At 55.8% G+C, this 20,389-nt stretch carries 18 protein-coding genes and 1 pseudogene; 12 read left to right on the top strand and 7 right to left on the bottom strand.

Annotated elements, in window-relative coordinates; all coding sequences use genetic code 11:
• Positions 1 to 49: 49 nt before the first annotated feature.
• From pcaF to paaF, 5 genes are read right to left on the bottom strand one after another with little or no spacing between them, the layout of a single operon-like run.
• Positions 50 to 1,261 (bottom strand): 3-oxoadipyl-CoA thiolase, encoded by a 1,212-nt coding sequence (pcaF, locus tag N4Q37_RS06080; RefSeq protein WP_260956009.1) that lies wholly within the window; start codon positions 1,259 to 1,261, stop codon positions 50 to 52.
• Positions 1,254 to 1,703, bottom strand: a complete 450-nt coding sequence (paaI, locus tag N4Q37_RS06075) for a hydroxyphenylacetyl-CoA thioesterase PaaI (RefSeq protein WP_260956007.1) — start codon at positions 1,701 to 1,703, stop codon at positions 1,254 to 1,256. The genes pcaF and paaI overlap by 8 nt, the downstream gene beginning before the upstream one ends.
• A complete protein-coding gene (paaH, locus tag N4Q37_RS06070; protein WP_260956006.1) occupies positions 1,690 to 3,213 on the bottom strand; it encodes a 3-hydroxyacyl-CoA dehydrogenase PaaH in 1,524 nt (507 codons plus the stop codon). The genes paaI and paaH overlap by 14 nt, the downstream gene beginning before the upstream one ends.
• Positions 3,214 to 3,216: 3 nt before the next feature.
• On the bottom strand, positions 3,217 to 4,008 hold the full coding sequence (gene paaG / locus N4Q37_RS06065) for a 2-(1,2-epoxy-1,2-dihydrophenyl)acetyl-CoA isomerase PaaG (RefSeq protein ID WP_260956004.1): 792 nt from the start codon (positions 4,006 to 4,008) through the stop codon (positions 3,217 to 3,219).
• Positions 4,009 to 4,047: 39 nt separating this feature from the next.
• Positions 4,048 to 4,821, bottom strand: coding sequence for a 2,3-dehydroadipyl-CoA hydratase PaaF (gene paaF / locus N4Q37_RS06060; protein ID WP_260956002.1), 774 nt, complete (start codon positions 4,819 to 4,821; stop codon positions 4,048 to 4,050).
• Positions 4,822 to 5,191: 370 nt separating this feature from the next.
• On the opposite strand from paaF, the gene paaY reads away from it, so the two are divergent.
• The 3 genes from paaY (at position 5,192) to feaR (ending at position 7,804) form a co-directional block, all read left to right on the top strand.
• Positions 5,192 to 5,791, top strand: a complete 600-nt coding sequence (gene paaY, locus N4Q37_RS06055) for a phenylacetic acid degradation protein PaaY (RefSeq protein ID WP_260956001.1) — start codon at positions 5,192 to 5,194, stop codon at positions 5,789 to 5,791.
• A gap of 76 nt (positions 5,792 to 5,867) precedes the next feature.
• The gene (gene paaX / locus N4Q37_RS06050; protein WP_260955999.1) at positions 5,868 to 6,791 is read left to right on the top strand and encodes a phenylacetic acid degradation operon negative regulatory protein PaaX; all 924 of its coding nucleotides are present in this window, start codon (positions 5,868 to 5,870) and stop codon (positions 6,789 to 6,791) included.
• 98 nt (positions 6,792 to 6,889) lie between these two features.
• A complete protein-coding gene (gene feaR, locus N4Q37_RS06045; protein ID WP_260955998.1) occupies positions 6,890 to 7,804 on the top strand; it encodes a transcriptional regulator FeaR in 915 nt (304 codons plus the stop codon).
• A gap of 63 nt (positions 7,805 to 7,867) precedes the next feature.
• On the opposite strand, the gene tynA is transcribed toward feaR, so the two are convergent.
• Complete coding sequence (tynA, locus tag N4Q37_RS06040) at positions 7,868 to 10,156, bottom strand: primary-amine oxidase (RefSeq protein ID WP_260955996.1); 2,289 nt, start codon at positions 10,154 to 10,156, stop codon at positions 7,868 to 7,870.
• A 363-nt stretch (positions 10,157 to 10,519) separates the two neighbouring features.
• Here tynA and N4Q37_RS06035 point away from each other — a divergent pair, with 363 nt between their 5' ends.
• The 8 genes and pseudogenes from N4Q37_RS06035 to N4Q37_RS06000 all read left to right on the top strand — a co-directional run.
• Positions 10,520 to 12,022, top strand: a complete 1,503-nt coding sequence (locus N4Q37_RS06035; protein ID WP_260955994.1) for an aldehyde dehydrogenase family protein — start codon at positions 10,520 to 10,522, stop codon at positions 12,020 to 12,022.
• Positions 12,023 to 12,351: 329 nt separating this feature from the next.
• Complete coding sequence (locus N4Q37_RS06030; protein WP_260955992.1) at positions 12,352 to 13,080, top strand: hypothetical protein; 729 nt, start codon at positions 12,352 to 12,354, stop codon at positions 13,078 to 13,080.
• A 304-nt stretch (positions 13,081 to 13,384) separates the two neighbouring features.
• The gene (locus N4Q37_RS06025; protein ID WP_260955990.1) at positions 13,385 to 14,341 is read left to right on the top strand and encodes an AraC family transcriptional regulator; all 957 of its coding nucleotides are present in this window, start codon (positions 13,385 to 13,387) and stop codon (positions 14,339 to 14,341) included.
• 175 nt (positions 14,342 to 14,516) lie between these two features.
• The gene (benA, locus tag N4Q37_RS06020; protein WP_260955989.1) at positions 14,517 to 15,875 is read left to right on the top strand and encodes a benzoate 1,2-dioxygenase large subunit; all 1,359 of its coding nucleotides are present in this window, start codon (positions 14,517 to 14,519) and stop codon (positions 15,873 to 15,875) included.
• Positions 15,872 to 16,357, top strand: coding sequence for a benzoate 1,2-dioxygenase small subunit (gene benB / locus N4Q37_RS06015; RefSeq protein WP_260955987.1), 486 nt, complete (start codon positions 15,872 to 15,874; stop codon positions 16,355 to 16,357). Before benA ends, benB begins: the two co-directional genes overlap by 4 nt.
• A gap of 69 nt (positions 16,358 to 16,426) precedes the next feature.
• Positions 16,427 to 17,440, top strand: a complete 1,014-nt coding sequence (benC, locus tag N4Q37_RS06010; RefSeq protein WP_260955985.1) for a benzoate 1,2-dioxygenase electron transfer component BenC — start codon at positions 16,427 to 16,429, stop codon at positions 17,438 to 17,440.
• Positions 17,441 to 17,472: 32 nt separating this feature from the next.
• Positions 17,473 to 18,234 carry a 1,6-dihydroxycyclohexa-2,4-diene-1-carboxylate dehydrogenase gene (locus N4Q37_RS06005; RefSeq protein ID WP_260955983.1) on the top strand — a complete coding sequence of 254 codons (762 nt, stop codon included), beginning with the start codon at positions 17,473 to 17,475 and terminating at the stop codon, positions 18,232 to 18,234.
• A gap of 61 nt (positions 18,235 to 18,295) precedes the next feature.
• Positions 18,296 to 18,607 (top strand): annotated as a pseudogene (locus N4Q37_RS06000) (benzoate/H(+) symporter BenE family transporter); the annotation flags it as partial.
• Positions 18,608 to 18,732: 125 nt separating this feature from the next.
• On the opposite strand, the gene N4Q37_RS05995 reads toward N4Q37_RS06000, so the two are convergent.
• Positions 18,733 to 19,632 (bottom strand): LysR family transcriptional regulator, encoded by a 900-nt coding sequence (locus N4Q37_RS05995; protein ID WP_260955982.1) that lies wholly within the window; start codon positions 19,630 to 19,632, stop codon positions 18,733 to 18,735.
• 112 nt (positions 19,633 to 19,744) lie between these two features.
• Here N4Q37_RS05995 and N4Q37_RS05990 point away from each other — a divergent pair, with 112 nt between their 5' ends.
• A complete protein-coding gene (locus tag N4Q37_RS05990; RefSeq protein ID WP_260955981.1) occupies positions 19,745 to 20,374 on the top strand; it encodes an NADPH-dependent F420 reductase in 630 nt (209 codons plus the stop codon).
• Positions 20,375 to 20,389 lie beyond the last annotated feature (15 nt).

Here is a 20,389-nt window from a genome sequence, read left to right as displayed (position 1 = left end):
TGCATGCCCCAAGGATATACCTCTCGGCTCCCCCGGGAATCGCGATTCTTTAGTTAGGCAGGCGCTCGATGATCAGAGCGATGCCCTGGCCGACGCCGATGCACATGGTGCACAAGGCATAGCGGCCCTGACGTTCTTCCAGCTCATGCAGGGCGGTGGTTACCAGTCGCGCACCACTCATGCCCAATGGATGTCCGAGAGCGATCGCACCGCCATTGGGGTTGACCCGTGGGTCGGTGTCGCTCAGACCGAGCTCGCGCAGCACCGCCAGACCTTGCGCGGCAAAGGCTTCGTTAAGTTCAATCACATCCATGTCGGCCAGGCTCAGATTGGCCAGTTCCAACACCTTGCGTGCTGCCGGCACCGGGCCGATGCCCATGATGCGCGGTTCTACACCGGCGGTGGCCATGGCTAGGACCCGGCCGCGAGCCGTCAGGCCTTGGCGTTTGGCGACTTCTGGGCTGGCGAGCAGGAGCGCGCAAGCGCCGTCATTGACCCCGGATGCGTTGCCGGCGGTGACGCTGCCGCGTTCGCGAAAGGGGGTGCCGAGCTTCTGCAGTTGCTCCAGGGTGGTGTCACCGCGCGGGTGTTCATCGTGCTCGATGACTTTGGCGGGACCTTTGCGTTGGGGGATTTCTACCGAAACGATTTCCTTGGCCAGACGCCCGCTGGCCTGGGCGGCGACGGCGCGCTGCTGGCTGCGCAGGGCGAAGGCGTCCTGATCGGCGCGCGAGATATTGAACTGTTCGGCCACGTTCTCGGCGGTTTCCGGCATGGAGTCGATGCCATAGGTTTTTTTCATCAGCGGATTGACGAAGCGCCACCCGATGGTGGTGTCGTAAATCTGTGCTTCACGGGAAAACGCCTGCTCGGCCTTGCCCATCACCAATGGTGCCCGGGACATGGATTCGACACCGCCCACCAGCATCAAACCGGCCTCGCCACAGCGGATCGTCCGGGCTGCAGTGCCGATCGCATCCAGCCCAGAACCGCACAAACGATTGATGGTGGTGCCGGGTACGCTGACCGGTAAGCCGGCCAGCAGGGCCGACATGCGCGCGATGTTGCGGTTGTCTTCGCCGGCCTGGTTGGCGCAGCCGTAGATCACATCATCGACCGCATTCCAATTGACCTGTGGGTGACGGCGCAGCAATTCGCGCAGCGGCACCGCGCCGAGGTCGTCGGCGCGCACGCCACTCAGGGCTCCGGCATAGCGGCCGATTGGGGTTCGCACTGCGTCTATTATCAAGGCGTCATTCATTTGAGGTCTCCTGCGCCAGCACAGTGCCGCGCACTTTGTAGGATTGGCCATGGAACAGAGCTATTAGATGGCCCAATTGGTTTTCAATGCGTACGGCATAGTTGCCGGTGCGACCGGAGCGGCTTTGCTCAATGCAGTCGGCTGTCAAGGTATCGCCCAGAATGGCCGGGGCGACGTAGTGGATGTTGCAACCGAGGGCCACCGTGGCATCGTTGTAACTGTTGCAGGCAATGGCGAACGCTGTGTCGGCGAGGGTAAACAGGTAACCGCCATGGCAGGTACGATGGCCCTGGATCATGTCGGCGCGAACGCTCATGCCCACGCGGGCACAGCCAGGTCCAGCCGAAAGCAGGCGCATGCCCATCGCCTGGCTGGCGGCATCGCGCTTGAACAATGTTTGCGCGCAGTCGCTGGCTAGGTTCATCGCCTCATGATTTGTCATGAAACGTCCTCCCTTCGGCGACTCGGCGACGTAACGCCAGCGACGGCCGATAGCGTTCTTCGCCGTAGCTGGCTTGCAGGTTTTCCAGCACCTTGAGCAAGTGCGAAAGACCGATGGCATCGCCCCAGGCGAGCGGGCCTTGGGGATAATTGACGCCAGCGCGCATTGCCAGGTCGATGTCGGCGGCCGAGGCCACGCCTTGCAGCAGGGCGTCGGCTGCTTCGTTGGCGAGCATGGCGACCGTGCGTAAGACGGCTAGGGCCGGGCTGTCGCTGAGCGGACTGACGTTGAGTCCGGCCCGCTGTAGCACGGCGACACCTTGTTCGAGTGCTGTCGGATCAATGTCTGCCGTGTAGCTGATGGCGATGCGGCTGGCTTTGCCATAGTCAAATGCCAGGTCCAGCAAGATCAAATTGCGCAGGCCATCTTCCCTTGCTCGCTGGCAGGCCATGCGCCCATCGCTTAAGGCCAGAACGGCATCACCGGTGCGCAGCAAACCTTGGCCGTCGCGCTGAATGATTTCCACGCCCTGTTCGCGCAAGCGCGTGATCAGAGGCTGAGCGATGCCAAGGCTGCCTTCCACAACGCAGGTGTCAATGGATTGTTCGCTGCTAATGTGTTTGGGTTGCGGGCGTTCTGCGCCTTCGGCGTAGCTATAGAAACCATGACCGCTTTTTCGTCCTAGGCGCCCGGCATCCACCAGCTCTTTCTGAATCAATGAGGGCAGAAAGCGGGTGTCTGCGTAATAAGCGTCAAACACTGAGCAGGTCACGGCATAGTTGACGTCGTGACCGATCAGGTCGGTCAGTTCGAATGCGCCCATCGCAAAGCCACCAGCATCGCGCATCAGCGAGTCGAGGGTCGGGCAATCCGCGGCGCCTTCCTGAAGCAGACGCAGGCTTTCGGCGTAGAACGGTCGAGCCACGCGGTTGACGATAAAGCCCGGCGTGGATCGGGTATGCACCGGTTTTTTGCCCCAGGCCTTGGCGGTATCGTAGAGGCATTCGGCCAACCGTGGATCGCTGGCCAGGCCCGAGACAATTTCCACCAGTGCCATGATCGGCGCAGGGTTGAAGAAGTGCAGGCCGAGCAACCGTTGTGGATGGCTCAACTGCGCAGCGATGCTGGTAATCGACAGCGAAGACGTGTTGCTCGCCAGAATGCATTGCTCTCCGCAGATGCCTTCCAGTTGTCGGAACAAGGTGCGTTTGGCTTCCAGATTTTCGACGATGGCTTCGATGATCAGCTCACAATCGGCCAGTGCTTCGATGGCTTCCACGGCTTGCAGGCGAGCGATGGTCGCGGCCCGTGCCTCGGCAGACAGCTTGCCTTTTTCGACGCGTTTGCCCAGTTGCCGGTCAATGCCATCGATGGCTTGAGCAGCAGCCCCCGGACGATTGTCCAGCAGTAACACCGGATGGCCTGCCTGTGCGGCGACCTGCGCGATGCCTGCGCCCATGGCGCCGGCGCCAATCACCGCGATGCGTGCGTTGATATTCAGTGCAGTCATGACTCAGCGCCCCTTGAAGCTTGGGCTGCGTTTTTCCATGAAGGCGCTGACGCCCTCACGGTAATCTTCGCTACGCCCGGCCAGGCATTGCAGGTCCTTTTCCAGTTCCAGCTGTTCATCGAATGTGTTGCTCAAACTTGCGTTCAGGCTGCGTTTTATCAGCGCCAAGCCGTAGGTTGGTTGTGTGGCCAGGTGACGGGCAAGCGTTAGGGCTTCACTGCGCAGTTCGGCGTCATCCACGCAGCGGTAAATCAGGCCCCATTGCTCGGCTTGTTCGGCTGTCAACCGATTGCCCAGTAAGGCCAGTGCCTTGGCGCGAGCCATGCCGACCAGGCGTGGCAAGGTCCAGGTGCCGCCAGAGTCGGGGATCAGGCCAATTTTGCAGAAGGCTTGAATGAAGCTCGCAGAGCGCGCTGCCAGTACCAGGTCGCAGGCCAGTGGAATGTTGGCGCCGGCACCGGCCGCTACGCCGTTGACCGCACAGATCACCGGCAGCGGCAGGTCGCGCAACTGGCGAATCAGCGGGTTATAAAACTTCTCGATGGACTCGCCCAGATCCGGCACGGCAGTGCCTGGCGCGACATTCCGGTCGCTGAGATCCTGTCCGGCGCAGAAGCCGCGGCCTTCACCGGTCAGGAGCAGAACCCGCACATCCGGGTTTTGCCTGACCTGTTTTAACGCTTCCTTCACCTCGCCGTGCATCTGTGCGTTGAAGCTGTTCAGTTGGTCCGGTCTATTGAGGCTGAGCAGGGCGACGCCCGCCTCGACGGAAAACAGGATGTGTTCGAAGTTCATGGTCATGCGCTCTCTGAGAGGTCGTTCGAATTCGGTGGGTTATTCGCCGATAAAGGTCGGCGTGCGCTTTTCCTGGAAGGCGCGAATACCTTCATCACGGTCACGGGAGCCCGCCAGCACGGTGAAGGCGTGGCGCTCGAAACGCAGGCCGCTGGCCAGGTCGGTGTCCATGGCCTTGAGCAGTGCTTCCTTGGCCAGGCGCACGGCGAGCGGGGCTTTGCCGGCAATGTTGTGGGCAATTTGCAGAGCGCGTTCGACGGTGAGTTCTGGTTGAGTCACTTCGCTGACCAGACCGGCGCGTTGGGCCTGGCGGGCATCGATCGGATCACCGGTGAGGACCATCTGCATGGCCATGGATTTACCAACGGCACGCAGCAAGCGCTGGGTGCCGCCAGCGCCGGGCATTATCCCGAGATTGATTTCCGGCTGGCCGAAGCGCGCGTCTTCGCTGGCAATGATGATGTCGGCGTGCATCGCCAGTTCGCAGCCGCCACCTAGGGCGAAGCCGTTGACGGCGGCGATCAGCGGTTTGTTGAAATGGGTGATGGTCTGCCATGACGCCTGACGCGGGTCATTGAGGATGCCGACCAGATTGCGCTCGCCCATTTCTTTAATGTCGGCACCGGCGGCGAAAGCCTTACGGCTGCCGGCCAGGACCACCGCGCGCGTGTCTGGATCGGCTTGCGCGGCGTTCAGTTCATCCGCCAGTTCACCGAGTAACTGGGTGGTCAGGGCATTCAGTGCTTGTGGGCGTTGGAGGGTAATCAGGCGAACGCCAGGCTCGATGAATTCGACAGCAAGGGTTAGAGGCATGGCGGATGCCCTCAGGTGCGCGCTCGGCTGTAACGCCGGCTCATTATTGGATCGGCTCGGTAGGCCAGTTTTTCCCGAGTATACCTCTGACATGATACGTAAATGCAATACAAAAAATTGTATTGTGTGTCTCATTCGTCGCCTTTTTATCCCGATACGTTGGCCGGACGGTCTATATTTAGTCGATTTTTAGCCAGTATTTGTTGGTTTTTATGCGGGTTCGGAAGGGCGGTCAAACGGTGCGGGTTAAGAGACAAAAAAATGATACGGTTTTATGAATTTGGCATTAAGAATTTGATGTGATACAAGAGGGTCCTGTATTCGCATCGCTTTGTGGATGTATCAATATCTGCCCTTGAAGGGAGCTTTCATGACCTGTTACAGCCTCGATGGTCTGACCCCGGTGGTCGATCCCAGCGCCTATGTTCACCCGTCGGCCGTTTTGATCGGTGACGTGATTGTCGGCCCCCGTTGCTACATCGGGCCGTTAGCCAGCCTGCGTGGCGACTTTGGTCGAATAGTGCTGGAGGAGGGGGCCAATCTTCAGGACACCTGTGTCATGCATGGTTTTCCCGACAGTGACACCGTAGTGGAGTGCAATGGCCATATTGGCCACGGTGCGGTGTTGCATGGTTGCCGGATTGGTGCCGATGCTTTGGTGGGCATGAATGCTGTGGTGATGGACAATGCACGCATTGGTCCTCGCTCATTCGTCTCTGCGGCGGCCTTCGTCAAGGCAGGCTTCGAATGTCCCGAGCAGTCACTGATTATGGGAGCTCCGGCCAGTGTGAAGCGCAGTCTCTCTGACGAGGAAGTTTCGTGGAAGCAGGCTGGGACTCTCGAATATCAGGAACTGGCCAAACGCTGTCTCGAGCAGATGCGAGCATGCGAACCTTTAAGCGAACCGGAACCCGACCGTCCACGCATCAGTCGCAGCGACTTGCGGCCCAAGGGGGCTGCGGGGCTGTGAGCAAGCAGCGCGGCAGCGATGGCCACGAGGTTAGCTCAGCGGGTATATTTCAGTCCTTTTACTAATCGGTACGCCTATGTCGTCCCTTGCTCCATTGAATTCTCTGATCACACGCTTTCAGGAACAGACGCCGATTCGGGCCAGTTCGCTGATCATCACGCTCTATGGGGATGCTATCGAACCTCACGGCGGTACGGTCTGGCTGGGTAGTCTGATTCAGTTGCTCGAGCCCATTGGCATTAATGAGCGGCTCATCCGCACGTCGATTTTTCGGTTGACCAAGGAGAACTGGCTGACTGCCGAAAAAGTAGGTCGTCGTAGCTACTATAGTCTGACCGGTACCGGTCGGCGTCGCTTCGAAAAGGCCTTTAAGCGAGTCTATAGCTCTACCGTGCCGGCATGGGATGGTTCGTGGTGTCTGGTCATGCTTTCGCAGCTTAAGCCAGACAAGCGCAAACAGGTGCGTGAAGAGCTTGAATGGCAAGGGTTTGGTGCGATCTCGCCCACGGTATTGGCTTGTCCGCGTAGCGACCGGGCTGATGTGAGTGCGACCTTAACCGACCTGGGCGTCCACGAAGATACCATCATCTTCGAGACGGCCGCCCAGGATGTTCTGGCTTCCAAGGCGCTGCGCTTACAAGTGCGCGAAAGCTGGAACATTGAAGAGCTGGCGACCCATTACAGTGAGTTCATTCAGCTGTTTCGTCCGCTTTGGCAAGCGCTTCGCGAACAAGAGAACCTGCAGCCATCCGATTGTTTTCTGGCAAGGGTTCTGCTCATTCATGAGTATCGTAAATTGCTCTTGCGCGACCCGCAGTTACCCGATGAGTTATTGCCTGGTGACTGGGAAGGTCGCGCTGCCCGACAGCTGTGCCGCAATATTTACCGATTGATTTTCGCCAAGGCCGGGGAGTGGCTGAACAGCGTGTTGGAAACAGCCGATGGCCCGCTACCGGATGTCGGTGAAAATTTCTACCGACGTTTTGGCGGACTTAAATAACCTCCGTCGCTCAGGGAGATTCATTTTTCAGGGTTCGAAGCATCCTGTTTCATTGTGGATGGCGTGGATAATAAAAATAAACCTGCGTGAGACCTGACATGATTTCTACAGCTGCGCATCGCCGTGATGGGTTCGATCAGTGGATCCATCAGATCAATCAGATTTGTGGGGCCTTCAACGCAAAAGCCTTGGGTTCTGAGTTCTCCGGAGAGATCAGGGAGTACCAGAACGGCGCGCTGAAGCTCAGTTTTGTCGATGCCTGCCAGGCTCGACTGTATCGGACGTCGTCGGAAGTCGCCGCCGGCGATGGTGGAAAATATTTTGCTGTATTTCAGCTTGACGGCACAGCAGGTATGGCTCAGGGCGACAATCGAGTTTCGCTGTCAGCCGGAGACATCACGTTAATTGACGCTTCACGTCCCAGTGACTTCATTTACAGCCAGAATTCTCGGCAATTGTCGCTGATTCTGCCGTATTGTCTGGTCGAACAGACCTTGCGGTTCTCTCAGGTCCAGTGCGCTCACCGGATTGTGGCGACATCACCCATCGCCAAGCTTTCTCACCATCTGATAATGGATGCAACTTGCCAGAAGAATCTGACCCAGCAAGAAAGCGAGGCAACCCTCGAGGCGGTTGTAAGTCTGCTGCGCCCTGCCATCAGTCATGCTGGAGACCAGATAGACTCGCATGAACGCATCTTCCGTAAAACCCTCGATTACATCGACGATCATATCCGTTCAGAAGAACTGTGCCCTGAATGGCTGGCGCAAAAGGTGGGTGTATCCTTACGCAGCCTTTATCGAATGTTTTCCAGGAAGGGACTGGTCGTTGCACGATACATCAAGGATCGACGTTTGGATTTGTGTGCTGAGTCCTTACGCCAATCGGGAGCGGAACAGAAATTGTCAGCGCTGGGTTATTGGTGGGGCTTTTCCGATTCGAGCTACTTTTCGACTGCGTTCAAGGCGCGCTTCGGGGTTTCTCCAGGGGAATACCGTAAGAAGCATGCCTGATGGCATGAGTGTGAAAGTCGAGGCAAAAAGGAGATGCCGCACTGGTATCTCCTTTTTTGTTGCTTACTTTGGATCGTTCAAATTGAGCGTGGGCGTTTCATCAAAAAAGTTCCAGGGCTTCAACAGTACGTTAACCCACTCGGTCGGCATGATAGGCCATTCTTCGGCCCGGGCGACGTGAGTGGTGCCGGTGGTCAGCCAGACAACATCATCGGTGTTTTCGATTGGCTGGTTATCCTTGGTGAACTGACCAAGCCCAGCGTCTTTGTCCGAGCGATTAGGGTACTTGCCCTCTGGATACTTCTCTTCAGGACTGTAGCGCGTTACCCAGAGTTGCTTGTCCATAAAGCTCAGGCGGTGATAAAGCCATTCGTCTTTACCGAAATTGGCGCCTTTGGCAACTGGGTGAGTCCCGCCGGCATAAGGAATCAGCTGGTAGGAAACCGGGTTGCCGACTTTATTTTCCTTGCTGGTGTTGCTGATCAGGCGAACGGTCGCGGGATCGAATTTCTGCGCCGCCTCTTGTTCGGTACCGACGACATGCTGCTCGGTTTGCATTGTGCTGGTCCGAGGTCCACTGCGGTCGTTGGGAGCGACCACCGGATTCACTTCGACCAGCGAGTTGTTTTCACCGTCCACATCCATATCCAGGCGGAAGTTGTAGATGTGCTGGTGGGTGGTGCCGACGATGTTGTGATCCAGAAGTGTGCCGTAGCGGGTGTCTTCCTTGGCCGTTTCTTCATGCATGGTCTTGGATTTCACGCCCTTGACCGCCTCGATCCCGGTGGCGCCGGCATTGATGCCAATGGTGCCGTTTTGCTGAAAGACCCAATCGAAGATGTAATCGTAGTTGCCAACGGTGCTGATCCAGCGAACCACCAGTTCGCGACGCTCGGCACTGAGGTTGGGCTGGCCCATCTCCTGGTGTTTGTATTCCGGTCCGGCGTAGCGTTCAAACACCGCCATGGCGCGTGGAATCGAAGTGGGTGCGCCGGTGTAGTCAGCGATGGTGGCGTCCAGCAGCACCGCATTTTCAGGGGCGTCTTTACCGCGTGCAATAGGGGAGGTCAACGTGCCCATGCCGTAGTCGCCGGAATCTAGGTAGGCTTTGAAGTACCAACCGCCGTCGGGATCGCCGTACGGTACGATCATGCCGCCGAGCGAGCCTTCATACATGATTTTGCGTTTCTTGCCCTTGTCGTCATAAGTGACTGTGGACAGGATAGGGCCGACCCGCGAATCGAGGCGAATGTGGAAGTCCCAGTTCTGCCAATGAATGCTGTTACCGGTAATGGTGTAGTTTTTTCCTTCCGGTTCGATGATTTCCAACGGTTTGACCGTTACGCCTTTGCGCCCGCGTCCATCATAGGGCGTCGACTTCATTGGCACCGGAATGACACCCTCGTCTTCGATATTGATCAGCTTTTTCTGTTCCAGGTCGACGATCGCGACCAGGCCTTCGATCGGATGAGCCCAATAGTTGCCGTCATCGGTATTGAGATAACTGACGATCTTCAGTAGTCGTTTGTCCTGCGCCAATCCGTCCTTGCCATCGAAGTAGCCGACCGTCAGCGGCGTGGCCACGACCTTCTTCACGTCGGTGATGCCACGTTTGGCCAAGGCTTGCGAGTATTCAGGGCTCGCCTCGATGGCGGACTGTACGGTCGCGAAGTCGTCCAGCAAGACCATGCCGTGAGCACCTTCGATGGGTTCCCACGATTTGAGGGTGTTGCTGCTGAGGTCCACCAGTCCTTCGATTACGTGCTTACCGTCCAGTACCACAATACTGGCCTGGCGTGGCTGAGAAACAGTTTGGCCTGTATAGACAAAGTCCCAGACTTGGTCCTTGGGCGGCTCTTTGACGGAGACTTCAGTGAAGCGGAAATCGGGCTTGTAATGCTCCGATTGTTTGACGATTTCCACTGCCCGTTTGATCTCGTCCGCGCTAAGCGGGTTGAGCGGGTTAGGCCGGGTTTCGATGACGAACGTCTTGTCCAGGCCGGATTGGAAAACCTGGTTGATAAAGTCTTTGGGCATGTAGGCCGTTTTGCCTTTGAACACCACCGGTACCGCCAGCTCCATCCGTTTGCCATTGAGCATGGCCACACGACTGTCTGGTTTTACCTTGAGGTAGACGCCATCCTTGGCAACGATGAACAGATTGGCATAGCTGTCCCATCTGACGGTGGCGCCGAACTCCTCAAGGGTCGATTGCAGAGGCACCATTTCGGCGGCTCCACCGTGGGCATGGGCGGTGGGCAGCCAGCCAGGCAGCCCGAGGGTGCTCAAGGCAACTGCTAGTGTGAGTCGAGCAAGCGATTTTCTTTTTGTTATTGCTAAGGGCGTGAACATTTCTGAGTACCTTGAGACGAGCCGAAGACAGTGACGTCCTCACTTTGCTATAGCTGGCCAATCGCTTCTTTTTGATTCCTGCCAAAAAATTTTTACTTTGTGCCTAAATCGGTTTTTCCTGACCGACAATGCTTTATTAACTTAAGAGTAGACGGGAGGGAGGAGGGCTTGGAGGACGCTCCTACACCTAGTGCCAAACAATTTGGATCCTGTTTTGGCAGAGATGCAAAGCTGTCTGGCACGGGCAAAAAATTAAAGGTGCAATGACTGAATTAGGCTCTTATTGACTATTGTTTTAATTGTGGCGTCGATGAACATCACTGGTGTTTCGGCGCTTTCGACACTCAGCGTGAGGTAAGGGGCATGAACCAGGTCAATAGGGTCGCGACGCTAGAAAGGGTCAGCTCTTTCTTGAAGCGAAACCATGGGTTGTACATCGACGGCGGGTGGATCAGTGCCCAATCCACCGATACCCTGCCGATCTTCGATCCTTCAACCGGTCAGCAAATTTCCACCACCATCGACGCCAATGCCTACGATGTCGAGCGGGCAGTGACGTCAGCTCATAAAGCTTTTGTTTCCGGTGTTTGGTCCCGTCGTCTGCCGGCAGAGCGCGAACGTATTCTGCTGCGTTACGCTGATTTGCTTGAACAACATGCTGAAGAGCTGGCTCAACTGGAAACCCTGGAACAGGGCAAGTCGATCAATGTTTCGCGGGCTTTTGAAGTGGCCTGCACGTTAAATTGGATGCGTTATACCGCAGGGCTGGCCACCAAAATTTCAGGGCGTACTCTCGACCTTTCGATTTCTGTTCCAGAGGGGGCTCGTTATACCGCCTATACACGCAAGGAACCGGTGGGTGTCGTTGCCGGCATTGTTCCATGGAACTTCCCGCTGATGATTGGCATGTGGAAGGTCATGCCTGCTCTGGCGGCTGGTTGTTCGATCGTGATCAAGCCATCGGAAATTACCCCTTTGACGTTGATGCGCATGGCTGAGTTGGCCACTGAAGCCGGTGTTCCGGCTGGAGTGTTCAACGTGGTGACTGGCAATGGTGCCGTGTGCGGTAAAACGCTGACCAGTCATCCGCTGATCAGCAAAATCAGTTTCACCGGCTCGACCGCAACGGGTAAGGGCATTGCTCGCAGTGCAATCGATCGGCTGACCCGAATTACCCTTGAGTTGGGTGGTAAAAATCCGGCTATCGTACTCAAAGATGCAGATCCGAAGCAGGTGGTTGAAGGCCTGATGATGGCCAGCTTCCTGAATCAGGGGCAGGTGTGCGCCGCGAGTTCACGCATTTATGTCGAGGCTCCTATTTTCGACCAACTGGTGGGCGACTTTGAGTCGGCGGTCAAGGGGCTTTCGATAGGGGCGGGTATGGATCCAACCAGCCAAATCAATGCCGTTGCTTCCAAAGCACATCAGCGCAAAGTCGAGTCGTACCTGGCAGAAGCCAATGCTCTCAATGCTGAGCTTATCAGGGGTTCGGCGGCGCCGAATAATGAAGGCTTTTATGTTTCACCGACGCTGGTCATCAACCCCGACGACGATCTTTCGCTGACTCGAGATGAGGTCTTTGGTCCTGTTGTAACCCTGACGCGTGTGGCTGACGCAGAGGAGGCACTGGCCAAGGCTAACGACACAGAGTACGGCCTCACCGCAAGCCTTTGGACCAATAGCTTGTCGACGGCGATGGATCTGACACCGCGTATCGAGGCCGGCACCGTCTGGGTCAATAGTCATACACTGATTGATGCAAACATGCCTTTTGGTGGATTCAAGCAATCAGGGACTGGACGAGATTTCGGCGTCGATTGGCTGGACGCGTTTACTGAAACCAAATCCGTTTGCATACGGCATTAATCGTTTTGAACGATTCGAAGGGTCCGCAGTTTGATTGTGGTGGACCCTTCGTCTTTTATTTCAGGGCTTGAGACTTTAGGAAGGTATAGGGAATTAATTTAAGCTTGTTGGCTTTGTATAGGATCCGCTTTCGCGCGGTTGTATTTTTGTGGGTGATTTAAAAGTTTGGATTTAAATATCTATTAACTTGATTGAGAGGTTTAAAGATAAAATGTTGATGTTGTTTTGCCATTATTCGTACTCATTGTATGATTAAATCAAAATGTCGTTATATTCGGCAAACATCAAATTTATGGGCAACTAGGGAAGGCTGCTGAATTGAGGTTGAAATGCAGAAGCGAACAGCTAACCCACTCTTAACATCCTTCATGATTTTTGGCGGTTTGCTTGCGACTGTTGGTTGCGGACCCTTGCTCGCCGAAACGCTCGCGCTTCACGTCCCGTTGCCTGAGCCTCTCCCGCATTTAAGAGTGCTGACCCTTCTTGTGGGTTTGCATTTGCTTGGCCTGTGTTTTGGTCTTGGCGGTGCGACGATGCTAGACCTTTGGGTTCTGCGCTGGATCCGTAGGGGAAGTCTGCCGGTAGAGGTAGGGCGTACCTTCCACTTCATCAGCGATGCGGTCGCCATAGGGCTAGGTCTCCTTTGGCTCTCTGGCTTAGGGTTTCTCGCTCTTTATGTAATGGAGTCGCCGGAGAAACTTGAGAATCCGAAGCTTTGGGCGAAAGTATTGGTAGTGGGTGTACTGACCATTAATGGCATGATTATTCACGCCTTCGCGTTGCCAGAGGTTCTGCGTGACTTGAGCCGTCCTTTGTTGCATGGGGTTTCTCGTAGCAAAGTTGCTGTATTTCTGGTCTCGGGTGCTATCTCTGGCGTATCTTGGTACACGGCCTTCGCCTTTGGTATTTTTCGAGAGCTGAACAACAACGTCACATTTACATTGTTAATCATTATGTGGTTCACCGCCGCAGTCGCTGCTTCTCTGGCGTTGGGTTTGCTTTGGTGGAAACTCTTTGGCTGGGGAAAGAGAGACTCGCTGCTCCAAATCACCGATTGAAGCCGTGAATTGACACTTGGGTCGGGATAGTTTGTCTGCCCCTTGAGAGAATTATGCGCGTCGATTTTCAACGTCAATCGGGCGAAGGGGCAACCTTTCAGAAAACTGTTCGATAATCGCTCATATGCGCGCCGAGCAATCGATTTTCGGTCTTTTGCCTGTTTAACGGGCTAGAGGAATGAACCAATAGTCGGATATCGTTTCGGTACGGCCAAGTTTGCGTACTATGGCTGTTAAAGAGTCAGCACACGTCCTGACCGGCGTGTGTGATGACCATAATAATTAGATCCCGAGTGCCTTGCCGATGGATAGTCACCTGCTGAGTGAGCGCAGTAGTGTGTTTCGAAACGCAGACCCCTACATGGTTTCCGACTATGTGAACTTGCATGTCGGGCAGCACTGCATCGGTCTGTCCAAGACGACGCACCCCCGCGCCAGCCTGAATCATCGAAAATTTGCTGATCTCGATCTGTGCCGTATCAGCTATGGCGGAAGCGTACGGGTCACTTCTCCTGCTCTAGAGACCATTTATCATCTTCAGGTGCTGCTGAGTGGCAGTTGTCTTTGGCGAGGGCATAAACGCGAACATTGTCTTTTGCCGGGTGAGTTACTGCTGATCAACCCGGATGACCCGGTCGATCTGACCTACTCACAAGATTGTGAGAAGTTCATTCTCAAGGTACCGGTAAAGGTCCTCGAATCGGTGTGTGACGAGCAACGCTGGTTTCGTCCTGTCGATGGCATACGTTTCTCGCGCAATCACTATCGTCTGGACGAGCTCGAAGGTTTTCCGAGCTTGCTGGCGATGGTTTGTCAGGAGTCGGAGGTCAGCGACCCGCTCCCGCGGGTTCAGGAGCATTACACCCAGATTCTCGGCAGTAAACTGCTGTCTCTTTTGAAAACCAACATAAGCCGTGAATGCCTCGGCTCCCCCGCGGTAAGCTTCGAGCGTATTCTTCAGTACATCGAGCGCAATCTGAAGCAGGATCTGAGTGCAGAACATCTGGCCGAGCAAGCTCACATGAGCGTGCGCTCGCTTTATGGATTGTTCGAACGCCAGTTAGGCGTTGCGCCCCTGCAATACGTTCGCCAGCGCAAGCTGGAACGCATTCATGCCTGCCTGAACGATTCGAACTGTCCGGTGCGCAGCCTTACCGAAGTGGCATTGGATTACGGCTTCCTGCACCTTGGACGATTCTCTGAAAGCTACCGTTTGCAATTCGGCGAGCTTCCTTCCCAAACGATCAAGCATCGCGGCTAAGCGTTCCTGTTTGCCTGGATGGTGCGCCAGAAGGGAGGGGGGCGTCGGGAAAATTTCTATGGCAGCAGTCGTTGGCTGCGCAATACGGATAGCGATCTGCAGAAATTGGATATTGCCAATTAAGTCGTCTCCCTAATCTGTTCAAGCCTGAACAATAACAACGGAGGCCCTGGCCATGTCCCTGGGAATCGACTATCTGAATGCCCTGCTCGAGGAAGACAAGGAAAAGGGGGTCTACCGCTGCAAGCGAGAGATGTTCACCGATCCTGCGCTTTTCGAACTGGAGATGACCCACATCTTCGAAGGTAACTGGATTTACCTTGCCCACGAAAGCCAGATTCCGAACAAGAACGATTTTTTGACCGTCACCATGGGGCGCCAGCCGATTTTCATCGCGCGCAACAAGGATGGTGAGCTGAACGCCTTTCTTAATGCCTGCAGTCACCGCGGCGCCATGCTTTGCCGGCACAAAAGCGGCAATCGTTCCAGTTATACCTGTCCGTTCCACGGATGGACCTTCAACAACAGCGGTAAGCTGCTCAAGGTCAAGGACCCGAGTGAGGCGGGCTATCCAGCAAGCTTCAACTGCGAGGGGTCTCACGACCTGACCAAAGTCGCTCGTTTCGAGTCCTATCGCGGCTTTCTGTTCGGTAGCCTGAATCCTGACGTAAAGTCGCTGGCGGACCATTTAGGCGAGTCGGCCAAGATTATCGACATGATTGTCGACCAGTCCCCTGACGGATTGGAGGTTCTGCGTGGTTCGAGCTCCTATATCTATGAAGGTAACTGGAAGCTCACTGCCGAAAATGGTGCGGACGGCTACCATGTGAGCTCCGTTCACTGGAACTACGCCGCTACTCAGAACCAGCGTAAACAGCGCGAGGCGGGCGAAGAGTTCAAGACCATGAACGCTGGCGGTTGGGCCAAACACGGCGGCGGATTTTACTCTTTCGACCATGGACATTTATTGCTCTGGACCCGCTGGGCCAACCCGGAAGATCGGCCGGCCTACGAGCGTCGGGATGAACTAGCCCGCGACTTTGGGCAAGCCCGCGCAGACTGGATGATCGAGAACTCGCGCAACCTCTGCCTCTACCCGAACGTGTATCTGATGGACCAATTCAGTTCGCAGATCCGCGTTGCCCGACCCATTTCCGTCGACAAGACAGAGATCACCATTTATTGCATAGCCCCCAAAGGTGAGAGCGCCGAAGCGCGTACCAGGCGTATCCGTCAATACGAAGATTTCTTCAATGTCAGTGGTATGGCAACGCCCGATGACCTGGAAGAGTTTCGCTCTTGCCAGACCGGTTACGGTGCCGGACGTGGCTGGAATGACATGTCCCGTGGCGCTACCCATTGGGTGGAAGGTGCCGATGCGGCTGCCCAGGAAATCGAGCTTAAACCTCTGCTTTCCGGCGTGCGCACCGAAGACGAAGGCCTGTTCGTGCTGCAACACAAATACTGGCAAGAAACCATGCTCAAGGCGGCCTCAGCCGAGCAGCAATTGATTCCCGTGGAGGCCGTGCAATGAGTACCTATGAAATTGTGCGTGACTTTCTCTATCGCGAAGCGCGCCTTCTGGACGATGGCCAATGGGACGAATGGCTGGAGCTGTATGCCATCGATGCCAGCTTCTGGATGCCGTCCTGGGATGACAACGACACGCTGACAGAAGATCCGCAAAGCGAAATTTCGCTCATCTGGTACGGGAATCGCGGAGGCCTGGAAGACCGCGTGTTCCGTATCAAGACCGAACGATCGAGTGCGACGATGCCCGACACTCGTACTTCGCACAATCTCAGCAACATAGAGATCGTCGACGAGGAGGGGAGCTTTTGCCATGTGCGCTTCAATTGGCACACGCTGAGCTTTCGCTACAAGACCACCGACAGTTATTTCGGAACCAGTTTTTACACCTTGGACCTGCGCGGCGAACGGCCGTTGATCAAGGCTAAGAAAGTAGTCCTGAAAAACGATTATGTCCGTCAGGTCATCGACATTTACCACATTTGATCGATGGGGTGACGAGTCGCTGTCGGTACCTTCGGTTACCGAGACTCGTCATCCCGGGCGAGGTGCAATATGAGCTTCCAGATCGCGCTGACTTTTGAAGACGGGGTGACTCGTTTTATTGAGGCGGCCGGCCACGAAACCGTAGCCGATGCCGCTTATCGCCAGGGCATCAACATTCCTTTGGATTGCCGAGATGGTGCCTGCGGTACCTGTAAATGCTTCGCCGAAGCGGGTCGTTACGCGATGGGCGACAATTTCATCGAAGATGCGCTGAGCGAGGAAGAGCTCGCCCAAGGTTACGTTCTGACGTGCCAAATGCGTGCTGAAAGCGATTGTGTGGTGCGCGTGCCGGCGTCTTCTGAGGTATGTAAAACCCAGCAGGCAAGTTTTGAGGCGACTATCAACGATATCAGACAGTTGTCCGAGAGCACTATCGCGCTGTCCATTAAAGGTGAGTCCCTGAGCAAGCTCGCTTTTTTGCCGGGCCAGTACGTCAACTTGCAAGTACCGGGCAGTGACCAGACCCGTGCCTATTCTTTCAGCTCACTGCAGAAGGACGGTGAGGTCAGCTTTCTGATCCGCAACGTGCCAGGCGGACTGATGAGCAGCTTCCTTACTGGATTGGCCAAGGCAGGTGACAGCATGTCCCTGGCAGGTCCACTGGGCAGTTTCTATTTACGGGAAATCAATAGGCCACTGTTGTTGCTGGCCGGTGGTACCGGGCTGGCCCCCTTCACGGCCATGCTTGAGAAGATTGCGAAGGAGGGCAGTCCGCATCCCCTGCATCTGATTTATGGCGTCACCAACGATTTTGACCTGGTCGAACTCGATCGCTTGGAGGCTTTCGCCGCTCGGATCCCCAACTTCACGTTCAGTGCCTGTGTGGCCAACCCACTGAGCCAATACCCGCGCAAGGGCTTTGTCACCCAGCACATCGAGCCGGGCCACCTGAACGAAGGTGACGTGGATGTATACCTTTGCGGCCCACCGCCGATGGTCGAGGCGGTCAGCCAATTCTTCCGCGAACAGGGCATTACGCCCGCGAACTTCTATTACGAAAAGTTCGCGGCTGCCGCAGCCTGACCCCCTGAAAGGCTCTTGAATTCGAGGTTGCCATGAGTAACAGATTCGACAACAAGGTCGCGCTGGTCACAGGCGCGGCTCAAGGTATTGGTCGCAGCGTTTGCGAACGCTTAATCAATGAAGGTGCACGGGTTGTTGCCGTGGATCGTTCTGAACTGGTTCATGAACTGCGGCGAGAGGGCGTGCTGACATTGACGGCCGACCTGGAGCTATACGAGGACTGTGCGCGGGTGATGGCGGTCGCTGTAGAAACCTTCGACGGCCTGGACATACTCATCAATAACGTCGGCGGCACTATCTGGGCCAAACCGTTCGAGCATTACGAGGTGGAGCAGATCGAGGCGGAAGTGCGCCGTTCGCTGTTCCCCACGTTGTGGTGCTGCCATGCGGCACTGCCTTATATGCTGCAGCAAGGATGCGGCGCCATCGTCAACGTTTCTTCGATCGCCACGCGCGGTGTCAATCGTGTCCCCTACGGCGCAGCCAAGGGGGGGGTGAATGCCCTGACCGCCTGCCTGGCATTCGAGAACGCTGGACGCGGGATTCGCGTCAACGCCACAGCGCCCGGTGGCACGGAGGCGCCACCGCGACGTATTCCTCGCAATAGCGCGCAGCAAACCCCGCAGGAAAAAGATTGGTACCAGGAAATCGTTGATCAGACGATCGACAGCAGCTTGATGAAACGCTACGGAACGATCGATGAGCAGGTTGGAGCCATTCTTTTTCTGGCTTCCGACGATGCGTCCTACATCACCGGTGTGACCTTGCCAGTAGGTGGTGGCGATCTCGGCTGACCTGCTTGTTTAAGCCGATGTCGGTTCCGGCTGACATCGGTCAGCACCAACTGACGCAGTTTCAACGCTTAATCTGGCAGTGCCGCTGGTTTTGGTGGCGCTCACAGGTCAGTTGATGCCGGGCATGGCAGTGTTGCCCAAGCAGGCTTCAGCACTTCGGCCACTCCAATCATTAGCGCCAGCGCGATCGGCGGAATGTTGTTGGTACCTTTCGGTTGTCATGGCATGAACCTGGCTCACTTTCCTGGTGACCGCTTCGGGTGTTTCATTTCTTGGACTGTCCGCCGCGCTCTGGGGACTGATGTTTGGTTTGCTTGGGCATTTAATGGTGGTTGCCCGGCGGCCATGTCATCGAGACTGTGCCCAGCCGTAATCCTTGTCAGGCGTAAATCAGAGCGCGCTCAAGGTTCATGAAACTGCACCCACTGCCGCGGGACCCTGTGCCGATGCAGCCCTGGCGTCAGCCTGTTTCGTCGTGTTCCTGTTAATAACGCTTGATCATTGTCCCCAGCGCGGATAGGCAAACCGCTCCACCAAAAAGTTAATGAACACGCGCACCTTGGGGGCCAGGTGCTTTCGGCTGGGGTATACGGCGTAAATTCCTAACTCTACAGATTTGTACTCAGGCAGGACCTCTACCAGTTCTCCGTTGCGGATGTCTTCGGCGACCATGAAGCTGGGTTGCAACGAAACGCCACCTCCCGCCAGGGTGATGCTTCGACAGGTGTCTCCGTTATTACATCGGATGACCGAGCGCGTACGCACGCTTTCACGGCCATTGGGTCCCTCAAAGATCCAGTCACTCCCACCAGAAAAGTGGGTATAAGCCACCACCCCATGTTCCGTCAGGTCGGCCAGCGTACGGATCGGCGCATGGCTGGCGAGATAGGAGGGTGAGGCACACAAGCACATCCGGGTGCTGGCAAGCCGACGCCCAACCAGCGATGAGTTCTCCATTCGCGTAATACGCACAGCCACATCGAATCCTTCCTCGACCAAATCAACGAGTCGGTCATTCAAGCTGATGTCCAACTCGACTTTTGGATAGGCCCTCATGAAGTCAACCCAAACGGGCCCGAGGTGCAGGATTCCAAAACTGACAGGCGCATTTACTCGGAGCACCCCATTCGCCTCTGGTGCCACTGATGAAACGGATTCCTCCGCTTCCTCCATCATCGCCAGTATTTCCTTGGCCTGATGGTAGAACTGCCGCCCTTCTTCAGTGAGAGAAAGTCGGCGAGTCGTGCGGTGAAGTAACCGCGCCCCGAGGCGCTCTTCCAGGCAGCTCACGTACCTCGAAATCGCCGCCTTCGACATTACTAAAGGTTCAGCTGCGCCTACAAAACTGCCCTTATCAACCACTGCGCAGAAAACCTGCATCTCAAGCGCTCTGTCCATGATCATCTCAGTAAATGGAACTATTTATCCCATTCAGCATTATTTATCTCGGATTTTATACTTATAAACTGATCCCATTCAAATGAGTCAACCCAACTGAACGGGGGTAGTTATGAAAGTCACCGTAATTGGTACCGGTAATATGGGTTCAGCTTTTGCCAAGCAGCTTTCCAGCGCCGGCCACACTGTTCGAATCACTGGTCGCGATACCGAGAAAGCGAAGGCTCTGGCTGATCGGTTTCCAAACGTCAACGCATACACAGCATCCGAGGCGCTGGGGGACAGTGATGTAGTTATCGTTGCGACTGCTTACAGTGACGCTGCACAGGCCTTGCAAAGCCTGGGAGATCTGAGCGCGAAGGTGATCATCGACATCACCAATCCATTGAGCGCCGACTACATGTCCCTGACCATTGGTCATGTGACTAGCGCCAGTGAAGAAATCGCCAAGGCGGCACCTCGGGCTCATGTCGTGAAAGCCTTCAATACCCTGTTTGCTCAAGTGCTTGCAGATGGCCCTGGCTTCTCCAACGACCAGCGTGGACATGTATTTGTCGCTGGTGACAACGACCGAGCCAAACAGACCGCTATCTCGCTGGCACAGAGCATGGGGTGGAACACCTTGGACGCGGGCGGAATCGTCAACGCCCGATACCTTGAGCCTCTGGCGGGCTTGAACATTTACCTGGGCTACGGTGCAGGACTGGGCACCTCCATCGCGCCGGTCTGGCTCAACAGGTAACTCACACCGGCGCAA

Source organism: Pseudomonas citri (assembly GCF_025336485.1).
GTDB lineage: Bacteria > Pseudomonadota > Gammaproteobacteria > Pseudomonadales > Pseudomonadaceae > Aquipseudomonas > Aquipseudomonas citri.
This window is presented reverse-complemented; position numbering and strand designations above follow the sequence as displayed.

Excerpts from the sequence above, each read along its gene's own strand:
- feaR (WP_260955998.1), top strand. The coding sequence starts at position 6,890 with ATGATTTCTACAGCTGCGCATCGCCGTGATGGGTTCGATCAGTGGATC.
- N4Q37_RS05995 (WP_260955982.1), bottom strand. The coding sequence starts at position 19,632 with ATGGACAGAGCGCTTGAGATGCAGGTTTTCTGCGCAGTGGTTGATAAG.
- paaG (WP_260956004.1), bottom strand. The coding sequence starts at position 4,008 with ATGAACTTCGAACACATCCTGTTTTCCGTCGAGGCGGGCGTCGCCCTG.
- N4Q37_RS05990 (WP_260955981.1), top strand. The coding sequence starts at position 19,745 with ATGAAAGTCACCGTAATTGGTACCGGTAATATGGGTTCAGCTTTTGCC.
- benC (WP_260955985.1), top strand. The coding sequence starts at position 16,427 with ATGAGCTTCCAGATCGCGCTGACTTTTGAAGACGGGGTGACTCGTTTT.
- paaF (WP_260956002.1), bottom strand. The coding sequence starts at position 4,821 with ATGCCTCTAACCCTTGCTGTCGAATTCATCGAGCCTGGCGTTCGCCTG.
- benA (WP_260955989.1), top strand. The coding sequence starts at position 14,517 with ATGTCCCTGGGAATCGACTATCTGAATGCCCTGCTCGAGGAAGACAAG.
- N4Q37_RS06030 (WP_260955992.1), top strand. The coding sequence starts at position 12,352 with ATGCAGAAGCGAACAGCTAACCCACTCTTAACATCCTTCATGATTTTT.
- N4Q37_RS06025 (WP_260955990.1), top strand. The coding sequence starts at position 13,385 with ATGGATAGTCACCTGCTGAGTGAGCGCAGTAGTGTGTTTCGAAACGCA.
- paaY (WP_260956001.1), top strand. The coding sequence starts at position 5,192 with ATGACCTGTTACAGCCTCGATGGTCTGACCCCGGTGGTCGATCCCAGC.
- N4Q37_RS06005 (WP_260955983.1), top strand. The coding sequence starts at position 17,473 with ATGAGTAACAGATTCGACAACAAGGTCGCGCTGGTCACAGGCGCGGCT.
- benB (WP_260955987.1), top strand. The coding sequence starts at position 15,872 with ATGAGTACCTATGAAATTGTGCGTGACTTTCTCTATCGCGAAGCGCGC.
- tynA (WP_260955996.1), bottom strand. The coding sequence starts at position 10,156 with ATGTTCACGCCCTTAGCAATAACAAAAAGAAAATCGCTTGCTCGACTC.
- paaX (WP_260955999.1), top strand. The coding sequence starts at position 5,868 with ATGTCGTCCCTTGCTCCATTGAATTCTCTGATCACACGCTTTCAGGAA.
- pcaF (WP_260956009.1), bottom strand. The coding sequence starts at position 1,261 with ATGAATGACGCCTTGATAATAGACGCAGTGCGAACCCCAATCGGCCGC.
- paaI (WP_260956007.1), bottom strand. The coding sequence starts at position 1,703 with ATGACAAATCATGAGGCGATGAACCTAGCCAGCGACTGCGCGCAAACA.
- paaH (WP_260956006.1), bottom strand. The coding sequence starts at position 3,213 with ATGACTGCACTGAATATCAACGCACGCATCGCGGTGATTGGCGCCGGC.
- N4Q37_RS06035 (WP_260955994.1), top strand. The coding sequence starts at position 10,520 with ATGAACCAGGTCAATAGGGTCGCGACGCTAGAAAGGGTCAGCTCTTTC.